This window comes from Streptomyces sp. NPDC005181, assembly GCF_040608395.1.
In the GTDB taxonomy this organism is placed as follows: Bacteria; Actinomycetota; Actinomycetes; order Streptomycetales; family Streptomycetaceae; genus Streptomyces.
Genome location: NZ_JBEXID010000017.1, coordinates 15242 through 27280, shown reverse-complemented (window position 1 = coordinate 27280; position 12039 = coordinate 15242). Strand labels below are relative to the sequence as shown.

Below are 12039 nucleotides of genomic sequence, written 5' to 3'. Positions count from 1 at the left end.
TGAGGATGGAGGCATGGGATTCCATGTCGACTCCGAGGCCGGGCGGCTGCGCCGCGTCATACTGCACCGCCCCGATCTCGAACTGAAGCGGCTCACCCCCAGCAACAAGGACGCGCTCCTCTTCGACGACGTGCTGTGGGTGCGCCGCGCCCGGCAGGAGCACGACGGCTTCGCGGACGTCCTGCGTGACCGCGGGGTGGAGGTGCATCTCTTCGGCGATCTGCTCCGTGAGGCCCTGGACATTCCGGTGGCCAAGCGGCTGGTGCTGGACCGGGTCTTCGAGGAGAAGGAGTACGGCCCGCTCGCCACCGAACATCTACGGGCCGCCTTCGAGGAGTTGCCCACCGCCGAGCTGGCGGAGGCGCTGGTCGGCGGGATGACGAAGCGGGAGTTCCTGGAGCGGCACAGCGAGCCGACCTCCGTCCGCTTCCATGTCATGGATCTGGACGACTTCCTGCTCGGTCCGCTGCCGAACCACCTCTTCACCCGGGACACCTCGGCCTGGATCTACGACGGGGTGTCCATCAACGCGATGCGCTGGCCGGCCCGGCAGCGCGAGACGGTCCACTTCGAGGCGATCTACCGCCACCACCCCCTCTTCACCGGCGCCGAGGCGGGGGCCTTCCACCACTGGTCGGAGGGACAGGACGACTATCCGTCCACCATTGAGGGCGGCGATGTCCTGGTCATCGGCCAGGGCGCCGTCCTCATCGGGATGAGCGAGCGCACCACCCCGCAGGCGGTCGAGATGCTGGCGCGCGGACTGTTCGACGCCGGTTCCGCCCGGACGATCGTGGCGCTCGACATGCCCAAACGCCGGGCCTTCATGCACCTCGACACGGTGATGACGATGATCGACGGGGATACGTTCACCCAGTACGCCGGGCTCGGCATGCTCCGCTCGTACACCATCGAGCCCGGCGGTGGACCGCGGGATCTGAAGGTCACCGACCATCCCCCGGAGCACATGCACCGGGCCATCGCGGCGGCGCTCGGCCTGGACTCGATCCGGGTGCTCACGGCCACCCAGGACGTGCACGCGGCGGAGCGCGAGCAGTGGGACGACGGCTGCAATGTGCTGGCCGTCGAGCCGGGTGTCGTCATCGCCTACGAGCGCAACGCCACCACCAACACGTATCTGCGCAAGGAAGGCATCGAGGTCATAGAGATCCGCGGCAGCGAACTGGGCCGGGGCCGGGGCGGCCCTCGTTGCATGAGCTGCCCGGTGGTCCGTGACGCCGTGTAGCCGGGGCGGGGCACCGTACGGAAACGCCGGGAACCGGACGGATACACCGCGGACCGCGCGGACACGCAGATGCAAGGACTGTATAGTGATGCGTCGCCTCGTATAGACTTCCAGGAACTGTGCGTGCGACCCTCGCCCGACCGACCCAGGAGCAGCCACCATGGCGATAGACCTCGCAGGCCGCCACTTCCTCAAGGAGCTGGACTTCACGGCCGAGGAGTTCCGCGGCCTGATCGACCTGGCCGCCGAGCTCAAGGCGGCCAAGAAGTCGGGCACCGAGGTGCAGCGGCTGCGCGGCCGGAACATCGCGCTGATCTTCGAGAAGACCTCGACCCGTACACGCTGCGCCTTCGAGGTCGCCGCCGCCGACCAGGGTGCCTCCACGACGTATCTCGACCCCACGGGCTCCCAGATGGGCCACAAGGAGTCGGTGAAGGACACCGCCCGTGTGCTCGGCCGGATGTTCGACGGCATCGAGTACCGCGGTGACAGCCAGGCTGCCGTCGAGGAACTGGCGGCGTACGGCGGGGTGCCCGTCTTCAACGGGCTCACCGACGACTGGCATCCGACGCAGATGCTCGCCGACGTCCTCACGATGACCGAGCACAGTGACAAGCCGCTGGAGCGGATCGCCTTCGCCTACCTCGGCGACGCCCGTTTCAACATGGGTAACTCCTACCTGGTCACGGGTGCGCTGCTCGGCATGGACGTCCGGATCGTCGCCCCGAAGGCGTACTGGCCGGCCGAGGAGATCGTCGCGCAGGCCCACCGGCTCGCCGAGTCCAGCGGCGCGACCGTCACTCTCGCCGAGGACATCGCCGGGGGCGTCCGGGGTGCCGACTTCGTCGCCACCGACGTCTGGGTCTCCATGGGTGAGCCCAAGGAGGTCTGGGACGAGCGGATCGCGGCCCTCGCGCCGTACGCCGTCACCATGGACGTCCTGAAGGCCACGGGCAACGCGCACGTGAAGTTCCTGCACTGCCTCCCGGCCTTCCATGACCTCGGCACCAAGGTGGGTCGCGAGATCCAGGGCAGCCACGGTCTGACCGAGCTGGAAGTCACCGACGAGGTCTTCGAGTCCGCGCACTCGGTGGTCTTCGACGAGGCCGAGAACCGGATGCACACGATCAAGGCCGTCCTGGTGGCGACCATGGCCGGTGCCTGACGCCGCACGGCCGGGGCAGCGCCGAACCGGCCGCGCTCTCGCTGACCGTCGACCAGGTCACCGACTCGACCGTCGGTGGCGGCATCATCGCGTTCGGGGCGGTCGTCGCCATCGCGTCGGTCGTGCTCGCGGTGATGTACGGCAGACCCGCATCCTGATGTCGATGTCCCGCGACGGCCTGGTCCCGCGGGTCTTCGAACGTGTCTCGCCGCGGACGGCGGCGCCTGTCGCCAACACCTGGATCGTGGCCGTCGTCTTCGCCGTGCCGGCGGCCTTCGCGTCTCTCGACGTGGTGGTGAATCTGACGACCATCGGCACGCTCGCCATCATGGTCGCGGTCAATGTCGCGGTGATCGCGCTGCGCCGCAGCAACCCGGGGCTGAAGCGCTCCTTCCGGGTGCCGCTCTACCCGCTCAGCCCGATCCTGGGCGTCCTCTTCTGCCTGTATCTGATGTACGGGACGGGCTGGGCGACCTGGGTGCAGTTCGCGGTGTTCGTGGCGGTCGGCGCGGCGGTGTACGCCGGCTACAGCCGGAGCCGGTCGCGACTGGCCGGGGCGGATCAGGACCGAGAGGCGCCGATCGGCGCTGAAGGGCGGTAAGGGGCACCGATCGGGTGCCCCTTACCGCCCGTGCTGATGCGGCAGGGTGAACCACACGGCCTTGCCGTGCTCCGTCGTGCGATGACCGCAGGACGAGCTGAGCGTGCGGATCAGCAGCAGGCCGCGGCCGTGCTCCTGCCAGGGGTCCGGCTCGCTGCCGGGCTGGGGCCGGGAAAGATCGCCCGGCGGGGCCGGGTCGTGGTCGTGGACCTCCACCTGACAGCCGGTCTCCAGAAGCTCCACCACCAGCTCGACGGGCTCGTCCCCGCCGGTGTGCTTCACGGCGTTGGCGACCAGTTCCGCGGTGAGGAGCTCGGCCGTGTCGGTGGTGTCGGCCGGTGTGTCGATGTCCGCCAGCGCCGTACGGATCAGGGTGCGGGCGATCGGCACTGCGGCCGTGGAGTGCGGCAGCGCGATACGCCAGGAGGCGGGCATCGGTCCATCGGGCGGCAAGGCGGGTTCCGTTCCGGAGGCACGGCTGTCCGGAGCTCCTTTCTCTGGAGCTCAAGACTTCTTCCTTTCAACCTTACGAAGCGCAACGACACAGACAAGGGACTGCGGTCCGGTCAGAAAGGGACCTTCGCCACATATCCCGATCGACGCCTATCGCGTACTCGTGACGGGAGTCACATAAGAGTGATAACTTCGAGGCAGGTAGCAGCCCGACGGCTGAAGGGGACCACCCTCCATGAGCCCGTTTCCCAGCTCCGCCCGCCGCACGGACGACTGGCGCCATCTGCGGCTGACGACGGACGACGGCGTCGCCACCGTCACCCTGGCCCGTCCCGAGAAGCTCAACGCGCTCACCTTCGGCGCCTACGCCGACCTGCGCGACCTCCTCGCCGAGCTGTCCCGCGAACGCTCCGTGCGCGCCCTCGTGCTGGCCGGTGAGGGACGCGGTTTCTGCTCCGGCGGCGATGTCGACGAGATCATCGGCGCCACGCTCGCGATGGACACCGCGCAGCTGCTCGACTTCAACCGGATGACCGGGCAGGTCGTACGGGCGCTGCGCGAGTGCCCCTTCCCCGTCATCGCCGCGGTGCACGGCGTCGCTGCGGGCGCCGGCGCGGTCCTGGCACTGGCCGCCGACTTCCGTGTCGCCGACCCGTCCGCCCGGTTCGCCTTCCTCTTCACCCGGGTCGGGCTCTCCGGCGGTGACATGGGGGCCGCCTATCTGCTGCCGCGCGTCGTCGGCCTGGGCCATGCCACCCGGCTGCTGATGCTCGGCGAGCCGGTCCGCGCCCCCGAGGCGGAACGGATCGGGCTGATCAGCGAGCTGGCCGAGGAGGGGCAGGCCGACGCCCGGGCCGCGGAGCTCGCCCGCCGCCTCGCCGAAGGCCCCGCCCTCGCCCTCGCCCAGACCAAGGCGCTGCTCACCGCCGAACTCGACATGCCGCTCGCCGCCGCCGTGGAGATGGACGCCGCCACCCAGGCCCTGCTGATGCACGGCGACGACTACGCCGAGTTCCACGCCGCGTTCACGGAAAAGCGGCAGCCGAAATGGCAAGGCAGGTAGCGCCATGGCGTCCGACACGAAGCGGATCGCGGTCATCGGCGGCGGCCCCGGCGGGCTCTACGCCGCGGCCCTCCTCAAGCGCCTGGACCCGGAGCGCTCCGTCACGGTCTGGGAGCGCAATGCCCCCGACGACACCTTCGGTTTCGGCGTCGTCCTCTCCGACGAGACGCTCGGCGGCATCGAACACGCCGACCCCGTGGTGTACCGGGCCCTCCAGGCCGAATTCGTACGGTGGGACGACATCGACATCGTCCACCGCGGCCGGATCCAGACGTCCGGCGGCCACGGCTTCGCGGCGCTGGGCCGCCGCCGGCTCCTGGAGATCCTGCACAAGCGCTGCGCGTCCCTCGGAGTACGGCTCCGCTTCCGCGCAGAGGCCCCGTCCGTCGCGGAGCTCGCTGCGACGCACGACCTGGTGATCGCCGCCGACGGGGTGCACAGCACCACCCGCGAGACGTACGCCGATACCTTTCTGCCCACCGTCACCACCCACCGCAACCGCTACATCTGGCTCGCCGCGGACTTCGCGTTCGATGCCTTCCGTTTCGAGATCGCCGAGACCGAACACGGCGTGATGCAGCTGCACGCCTACCCCTTCTCGGCCGGTGCCTCCACCGTCATCGTCGAGATGCGCGAGGAGGTCTGGCACGCGGCCGGTTTCGACACCATGGACACCGCCGCATCGACGGAACGCTGCGGCAAGATCTTCGCCGACGCCCTCGGCGGCCGACCGCTGCGCTCCAACAACTCCTCCTGGCTCACCTTCCGTACCGTCGTCAACGCCCACTGGTCGCACGGCAACACGGTGCTCATCGGCGACGCCGCCCACACCGCACACTTCTCCATCGGCTCCGGCACCAAGCTCGCCGTCGAGGACGCCCTGGCTCTCGCCGCCTGCATCGAGGAGCAGCCGGACCTGCCCGCAGCCCTCGCCGCGTACGAGGCCGAGCGGCGGCCCGTCGTCGCCTCCACCCAGCGCGCCGCCGCAGCGAGCCTGCGCTGGTTCGAGGAGCTGGGTACATACGTCGACCAGGCGCCCCGCCAGTTCGCCTTCAATCTCCTGACCCGCAGCCGCCGCGTCACCCACGACAATCTGCGGCTGCGCGACGCCGGATTCGCCGCCGCCGTCGAGGAGGAGTTCGGCTGCGCCCCCGGTACCCCGCCGATGTTCACCCCGCTGCGGCTGCGCGGCCTCGAACTCCGCAACCGCGTCGTCGTGTCGCCGATGGACATGTACTCGGCCGTCGACGGCGTCCCCGGCGACCTCCACCTCGTCCACCTGGGCGCCCGCGCTCTCGGCGGCGCCGGGCTCGTCATGACCGAGATGGTGTGCGTCAGCGCCGAGGGCCGGATCACCCCCGGATGCACCGGCCTCTACACCCCCGAACAGGCCGCCGCCTGGACCCGGATCACCGACTTCGTCCATACCTCCGCCCCCGGCACGGCGATCGGCATCCAGCTCGGTCACTCCGGCCGCAAGGGCTCCACCAAGCTGATGTGGGAAGGCATCGACCAGCCCCTCGACGAGGGCAACTGGCCGCTGTCGGCCGCCTCCCCGATCCCGTACCGGGAAGGCGTCAACCAGGTCCCGCACGCGCTGGACCGGGCCGGGCTCGACGTGATCCGCAACCAGTTCGCCGCAGCGGCGCGGCACGCCGCCACCTGCGACTTCGACCTGCTCGAACTCCACTGCGCCCACGGCTATCTGCTCTCCGGGTTCCTCTCCCCGCTCACCAACCGGCGCACCGACGGCTACGGCGGACCGCTGTCGAACCGACTCCGCTTCCCCCTCGAAGTCTTCGATGCGGTCCGCGCCCGGTGGCCCGACGACCGGCCCATGACCGTTCGTATCTCCGCCACCGACTGGGCCGACGGCGGCACGACGGCCGAGGACGCCGTCGAGATCGCCCGCGCGTTCGTCGCGCACGGCGCCGACGCCATCGACGTCTCCACCGGCCAGGTCGTCCCGGACGAGCACCCCGAGTACGGCCGCTCGTACCAGACCCCGTTCGCCGATCGGATCCGCAACACCCTGGTCGTGCCCGTCATCGCGGTCGGTGCAATCTCCTCCTGGGACGACGTCAACTCGCTGCTGCTGGCAGGCCGCGCCGACCTGTGTGCCCTGGCCCGCCCGCATCTGTACGACCCGCACTGGACCCTGCACGCGGCGGCCGACCAGGGCTACGGCGGACCGGGCGCGTCCTGGCCGCTTCCGTACCGCGCGGGCAGCCGCACACCGCCGACCGGCCGCACGGACGCACCGAAGCCGCGGCTCACCCTGGGGTGAGCGCCGGACTCTCGTGGCACGGACGGAGGACGGGGTGTGCTCGCTCACTCCTCCGCGCTGATCAACAGCCGGTCCGAGACCGGCCGGTAGCCGATGCGCTGGTAGACCCCGTTGCTCGTCGGGTTCGCGAGATCCGTGAACAGCAGCACCTCCTGCGCGCCCGCCTCCCGCGCCGCCCGGCTGACCTCGGCCGTCACCGCCGCCGCGTACCCGTGGCCCCGGTGCTCCGGCGGGGTGTACACGGCCGTCACCCGCACCGCGCCGGAGCACCGGGGAGACACACCCGCCATCGACACCGGGACCCCGCCGGTCTCCCAGAGCGTCAGACCGCCGGACGCCGTCCGCTCGTCCACCATCCGCTCGGCGTGGGTGTCCGGCTGGTCGACGTCCGCGGCGAACGCGCGATGCCAGGCCACCAGCAGGGCCCGGTCGGCGGCCGTGGCGGACCTGGGCCCGCCCGGTGGCGCGGGGGAGGGCGGGATCAACTCATCCAGACGGTAAAGCCGTTGCACCTGTTCGACCCGGTAGCCGGGCCAGCCGGCGGCCAGCGCCTCGGCGGTGGCCCGGTCCGCGTTGACGGCGGTCAGCGGGAGCGCGGCGGCCAGCGGACCGACCGCCTCCGGGGCGACGACGCCGAGCAGCGGCCGGTACGGCGGGGTCTGCACCAGGGTCCCCGCGACCTCGCCGTCCGGCCCGCGCCACCAGCCCAGCACCGGGGCGTCCTCGCCGTACGCATGCGGGCCGCTGCTGCGCAGGGTCGCGGTGATGGTGAGTACGAGGGTGTTCTCGGCGGGCCGGGTCGCCAGCCACGCACCGGCGGTGTCCAGGAACACATCGACGTCATCAGTGAAGGTCCAGGTCATGGTCCATGATGACCAGCCGGGTCCGTACGGTGCACACGCTTTATGAGCCGCCCGGCACGCCTCGTACGAACCCCGCCCCCGCGTCCCGCAACCGGGCGTGCAGCAGCCCGAACACCTCCGCCGACCGGCCCCCCGGCCAGTCCTTCGGCAGCAGCTCCTGCGGCAGCCCCGGATCGGTGTACGGCAGCCGCCGCCAGGAGTCCAGGGCGGTCAGATAGTCCCGGTAGGCGGCCTCCGCGTCCGGCTCGCCGGTGCGTGACTCCCAGGCCCGCAGCACCGGTTCGTGCTGTGCCAGGAAGTCCAGGTGGAGCCGGGCGATGGCGTCCAGATCCCACCAGCGCGCCACCGACTCCCGCGTCGCGGCGAAGCCGAGGTGTTCCCCGCGGAACAGGTCCACGTACGGCGCGAGTTCCAGCCGCTCCAGGGTGTGCCGGGTCTCGTCGTACAGTGCGGCGGGCGCGATCCAGACCCCCGGCGCGGCCGTGCCGAAGCCCAGCCGGGAGAGCCGGGAGCGCAGCAGGTGCCGCTTGTGCCGTTCCGCTTCCGGTACGGAGAAGACGGCGAGCACCCAGCCGTCCCGCAGCGGTGGCGACGGGTGTGCGTAGATCCGCAGGTCGCCGTCGTCCAGCAGCTGGCGGGCGTCCTGCGACAGCGCGTATCCGGCCGCGCCGCTCGCGGTCCGCGCCGGTACGAGCAGCCCGCGCCGCTTCAGCCGGGAGACGGAGGAGCGCACCGACGGGGCGTCGACACCGACGGCGTTCAGCAGCCGGATCAGCTCGGCCACCGGCAGCGGCACGTTGCCGGGGGTGCGACCGTATGCACCGTAGAGGGTGACGATCAGGGATCGGGGGGTGTGCAGGTCGGCCACACGATCACTCTAGGCCCTGGCCCCGGTCCGCCTCGGCACGCAGCCGGAAGCGCTGCAGCTTGCCCGTGGCGGTCCGGGGGAGAGCGGGCAGGAACTCGATGACGCGCGGACACTTGTGCGGCGCCAGTTCGTCCTTCATGTACGTGCGCAGGTCGTCGGCCGACGGTTCGGCGCCCTCGCGAGGCACCACGTACGCAACCACGACCTGGCCGCGCAGCTCATCGGGCCGGCCGACCACCGCCGCCTCCGCGACCTGGGGATGGCGCAGCAGGGCGTCCTCGACCTCGGGGCCCGCGATGTTGTACCCGGACGAGATGATCATGTCGTCGGCGCGGGCGACGTAGTGGAAGTAGCCGTCGCTGTCGCGGGTGTACGTGTCCCCGGTGAGGTTCCAGCCGTGCTGTACGTACTCCGACTGGCGCGCGTCGGCGAGATAGCGGCACCCCGTCGGGCCGCGTACGGCGAGGAGCCCCGGCTTCCCGTCGGGCACCGCGCGGCCGTCCCGGTCCAGTACGCGCGCCTCCCAGCCGGGCACGGGAACCCCGGTGGTGCCGGGGCGGATTGCGTCGTCGGCGGCAGAGATGAAGATGTGCAGCAGTTCGGTGGCGCCTATGCCGTTGATGATGCGCAGACCGGTCCGCTCGTACCAGGACCGCCAGGTCACCACGGGCAGATTCTCGCCCGCCGAGACGCAGCGGCGCAGCGCGGACAGATCGTGGTCGCCGAGATGGTCGAGCATCACGCGGTACGCGGTCGGGGCGGTGAACAGGACCGAGACGCGGTGGGCGGCCAGCGCGGGCAGCAGTTGCCGCGGACCGGCCTGCTCCAGCAGCAGCGCTGAACCACCGGCCCGCAGCGGGAAGACCACGAGTCCGCCGAGACCGAAGGTGAAGCCGAGCGGCGGGCTGCCCGCGAACACATCCTCGGGGCCCGGCCGCAGGACGTGGCGCGAGAAGGTGTCGGCGATGGCCAGCAGATCGCGGTGGAAGTGCATACAGCCCTTGGGACGCCCGGTGGTGCCAGAGGTGAATGCGATCAGCGCGACATCGTCCGCGGCTGTGTCCACGGCCCGGTACGGCCCGGGCCGGTGCTCGGCCAGCCGCAGCAGATCGTCCGCCCCGTCCCCTCCGTATGCAGTGATCCGCAGCCCCGGCACCTGAGCCTTCACCAGATCGTCGACCGACCGGGCATCGCACAGCGCATGGCCGACCCGGGCGATCGAACAGATGGTGGCGAGTTCCTGGGCCCGCTGTTGCGCCAGTACGGTCACCGCGATCGCGCCCGCCTTCAGCACGGCGAGCCAGCAGGCGGCCAAATGGGGGGTGGTGGGTCCGCGCAGCAGGACCCGGTTGCCGGGAACGACGCCCAGATCCGAGGTCAGGACATGAGCGATCCGGTCCACCCGGTCCTGGAGATCCCCGTAGCTCCATGTCGGGCCGTCAGGCGTACGGAAGGCGGGACGGTCGGGTCCGAGACGGGCGACCGTGGTGTCGAGGAGTTCGGCGGCGCAGTTCAGCCGGTCCGGATAGTCCAGCTCGGGGAGACCGAAGACCAGTTCCGGCCACTGGTCCTGGGGTGGCAGATGCTCTCGGGCAAAACTGTCGATGTGCGCTGAGGTCTTCGGGTCCATAACGGATCGCCCCCTTGTCGCCCTAGGACCGTATCGTTTGAATGACGGTAGTCAATACTTCGCGATACGATCCAGGAGAGGCGCCGGTATGTCGGCATTCTCGCTCGATCCGTCACAGACCGCCTGGTGCGAGGAGCTGCGCGCCCTGGCCGAGCAGCAGCTGCGCCCCCTCGCCGAGAAGGGCGGACCAGGACACGTCAACCGCCCGCTCGTCGCCGCCCTCGGCGAACTGGGCCTGCTCGACCGGCTGTTCTCCTCCGGCGCCCTCGACCTCTGTCTGCTGCGCGAGTCCCTGGCCCGCGGCTGTACGGAGGCCGAGACCGCGCTGGCCCTCCAGGGGCTCGGCACGTACCCATTGGTCCAGGCGGGTACCCCGGCCCAGCGCGAACACTGGCTCCCCGAAGTCCGCGCGGGCCGCGCCGTCGCCGCCTTCGCACTCAGCGAGCCCGGCGCCGGCTCCGACGCGGCGGCCCTCGCCCTCAATGCGGCGCACGCCCAGGACGGCTGGCGGCTGACCGGCGAGAAATGCTGGATCTCCAACGCCCCCGAGGCCGACTTCTACACGGTCTTCGCCCGTACGACGCCCGGCGCCGGAGCCCGCGGCGTCACCGCGTTCCTGGTCCCCGCCGACCGCCCGGGGTTGAGCGGCACCGCGCTGGACATGCTCTCCCCGCACCCCATCGGGGCGCTCACCTTCGACGGAGTGCCGGTCACCCCCGACGACGTGCTCGGCGAACCCGACCGCGGCTTCCGGGTCGCCATGAACACCCTCAACCTGTTCCGCCCGAGCGTCGGCGCCTTCGCCGTGGGCATGGCCCGCGCCGCCCTCGACGCGACCGTGGCCCACACCGCGCAGCGCACCGCGTTCGGCGGTCCGCTGGGGGATCTGCAGGCCGTCTCGCACCGGGTCGCCGAGATGGCGACCCGCACCGAGGCCGCCCGGCTTCTGGTGTACGCGGCCGCGGCGGCGTACGACGCAGGGGAACCGGGGGTACCGCGCAGAGCGGCGATGGCGAAGCTCTACGCCACGGAGGCGGCGCAGTATGTCGTCGACGCCGCCGTCCAGCTGCACGGCGCCCGCGCGCTGCGCCGCGGCCATCTGCTCGAACACCTCTACCGGGAGGTGCGCGCCCCGCGGATCTATGAGGGCGCCAGCGAGGTCCAGCGCACGATCATCGCCAAGGAGCTGTACACGACGGCGGCGCAGCCGACCGTGCAGCCGGAGCCGTCCGGGAACCAGGAGCCGTCCGCATGAGTCCGATCCACCGAATCAATCCCGCCGAGCTGTCCCCGCCCACAGGCTTCTCGCACGCCGTCACGGCCACCGGCGGTCAACTGGTCTTCCTGGCCGGGCAGACCGCCCTCGACCGGAACGGCAAGGTCATCGGCGACACACTGCCCGAACAGTTCACGACGGCCCTCACCAATCTGCTCACCGCACTGCGCGCGGCCGGTGGCTCCCCGGCCGATCTGGCCCGGGTCACCGTCTATGCCACCGATGTCGCCGACTACCGCGCCCATGCCCCCGAACTCGGCCGGATCTGGCGCCGGTTGGCGGGCCGCGACTACCCGGCGATGGCGGTCATCGGGGCGGCCCGGCTCTGGGACGAACAGGCTCTCGTCGAGCTCGACGGGATGGCCGTACTGCCGTGAGGAGACCGGACGGGCGTGACCCCGCCTGATACATCGGTTCGTCAGTGATCGGGGTGAGCCGCGCCTCGGCGTCCTTGCCGGCAGCGCCGCTCACCACCCCCTGAGCTTCGGGCTGACGCGCCACCGTCACCCGCCAGTTGGTGAAGCCCGTGTGCTCGGGGACGTGACGGTCGCCGTACAGCCGCGTCCGCAGCGGTGTCCTGCATCTGC

10 protein-coding genes and 2 pseudogenes are annotated in these 12039 nt (G+C 71.1%); 7 read left to right on the top strand and 5 right to left on the bottom strand.

What is annotated here, in order from left to right; all coding sequences use genetic code 11:
• Nucleotides 1-13: 13 nt before the first annotated feature.
• From ABZV38_RS14160 to ABZV38_RS14150, 3 genes and pseudogenes are all read left to right on the top strand, one after another.
• Nucleotides 14-1246, top strand: coding sequence for an arginine deiminase (locus tag ABZV38_RS14160; RefSeq protein WP_356327074.1), 1233 nt, complete (start codon nucleotides 14-16; stop codon nucleotides 1244-1246).
• A 160-nt stretch (nucleotides 1247-1406) separates the two neighbouring features.
• Complete coding sequence (gene argF, locus ABZV38_RS14155; protein WP_356327073.1) at nucleotides 1407-2411, top strand: ornithine carbamoyltransferase; 1005 nt, start codon at nucleotides 1407-1409, stop codon at nucleotides 2409-2411.
• A gap of 29 nt (nucleotides 2412-2440) precedes the next feature.
• Nucleotides 2441-3012 (top strand): annotated as a pseudogene (locus tag ABZV38_RS14150) (APC family permease); the annotation flags it as partial.
• A gap of 21 nt (nucleotides 3013-3033) precedes the next feature.
• Here ABZV38_RS14150 and ABZV38_RS14145 read toward each other — a convergent pair.
• Nucleotides 3034-3465: an ATP-binding protein gene (locus ABZV38_RS14145; protein ID WP_356327072.1), complete on the bottom strand. Its 432-nt coding sequence runs from the start codon at nucleotides 3463-3465 to the stop codon at nucleotides 3034-3036.
• A gap of 235 nt (nucleotides 3466-3700) precedes the next feature.
• Here ABZV38_RS14145 and ABZV38_RS14140 point away from each other — a divergent pair, with 235 nt between their 5' ends.
• Together ABZV38_RS14140 and ABZV38_RS14135 are read left to right on the top strand one after the other, a co-directional pair.
• Nucleotides 3701-4528: an enoyl-CoA hydratase family protein gene (locus ABZV38_RS14140; protein WP_356327071.1), complete on the top strand. Its 828-nt coding sequence runs from the start codon at nucleotides 3701-3703 to the stop codon at nucleotides 4526-4528.
• Nucleotides 4529-4532: 4 nt separating this feature from the next.
• On the top strand, nucleotides 4533-6815 hold the full coding sequence (locus ABZV38_RS14135; RefSeq protein WP_356327070.1) for a bifunctional salicylyl-CoA 5-hydroxylase/oxidoreductase: 2283 nt from the start codon (nucleotides 4533-4535) through the stop codon (nucleotides 6813-6815).
• Between the two features lie 44 nt (nucleotides 6816-6859).
• On the opposite strand, the gene ABZV38_RS14130 is transcribed toward ABZV38_RS14135, so the two are convergent.
• From ABZV38_RS14130 to ABZV38_RS14120, 3 genes are read right to left on the bottom strand one after another with little or no spacing between them, the layout of a single operon-like run.
• Entirely contained in the window at nucleotides 6860-7678 is an 819-nt protein-coding gene (locus tag ABZV38_RS14130; protein WP_356327069.1) for a GNAT family N-acetyltransferase, read from the bottom strand.
• 40 nt (nucleotides 7679-7718) lie between these two features.
• A complete protein-coding gene (locus tag ABZV38_RS14125) occupies nucleotides 7719-8546 on the bottom strand; it encodes a PaaX family transcriptional regulator C-terminal domain-containing protein (protein ID WP_356327067.1) in 828 nt (275 codons plus the stop codon).
• Between the two features lie 4 nt (nucleotides 8547-8550).
• Nucleotides 8551-10176 (bottom strand): AMP-binding protein, encoded by a 1626-nt coding sequence (locus tag ABZV38_RS14120; protein ID WP_356327066.1) that lies wholly within the window; start codon nucleotides 10174-10176, stop codon nucleotides 8551-8553.
• Nucleotides 10177-10264: 88 nt separating this feature from the next.
• Between ABZV38_RS14120 and ABZV38_RS14115 the strand changes: the two genes are divergently transcribed.
• Together ABZV38_RS14115 and ABZV38_RS14110 are read left to right on the top strand one after the other, a co-directional pair.
• Entirely contained in the window at nucleotides 10265-11431 is a 1167-nt protein-coding gene (locus ABZV38_RS14115; protein ID WP_356327065.1) for an acyl-CoA dehydrogenase family protein, read from the top strand.
• Entirely contained in the window at nucleotides 11428-11829 is a 402-nt protein-coding gene (locus ABZV38_RS14110; RefSeq protein ID WP_356327064.1) for a RidA family protein, read from the top strand. The genes ABZV38_RS14115 and ABZV38_RS14110 overlap by 4 nt, the downstream gene beginning before the upstream one ends.
• Before the next feature lie 28 nt (nucleotides 11830-11857).
• Here the strand turns inward: ABZV38_RS14110 and ABZV38_RS14105 are convergent.
• Nucleotides 11858-12028, bottom strand: a pseudogene (locus ABZV38_RS14105) (FAD-dependent oxidoreductase); the annotation flags it as partial.
• Nucleotides 12029-12039: the final 11 nt, after the last annotated feature.

Bases quoted from the DNA above. Each gene is read 5' to 3' on its own strand.
- ABZV38_RS14160 (WP_356327074.1), top strand. From the start codon at position 14: ATGGGATTCCATGTCGACTCCGAGGCCGGGCGGCTGCGCCGCGTCATA.
- argF (WP_356327073.1), top strand. From the start codon at position 1,407: ATGGCGATAGACCTCGCAGGCCGCCACTTCCTCAAGGAGCTGGACTTC.
- ABZV38_RS14140 (WP_356327071.1), top strand. From the start codon at position 3,701: ATGAGCCCGTTTCCCAGCTCCGCCCGCCGCACGGACGACTGGCGCCAT.
- ABZV38_RS14135 (WP_356327070.1), top strand. From the start codon at position 4,533: ATGGCGTCCGACACGAAGCGGATCGCGGTCATCGGCGGCGGCCCCGGC.
- ABZV38_RS14130 (WP_356327069.1), bottom strand. From the start codon at position 7,678: ATGACCTGGACCTTCACTGATGACGTCGATGTGTTCCTGGACACCGCC.
- ABZV38_RS14120 (WP_356327066.1), bottom strand. From the start codon at position 10,176: ATGGACCCGAAGACCTCAGCGCACATCGACAGTTTTGCCCGAGAGCAT.
- ABZV38_RS14115 (WP_356327065.1), top strand. From the start codon at position 10,265: ATGTCGGCATTCTCGCTCGATCCGTCACAGACCGCCTGGTGCGAGGAG.
- ABZV38_RS14110 (WP_356327064.1), top strand. From the start codon at position 11,428: ATGAGTCCGATCCACCGAATCAATCCCGCCGAGCTGTCCCCGCCCACA.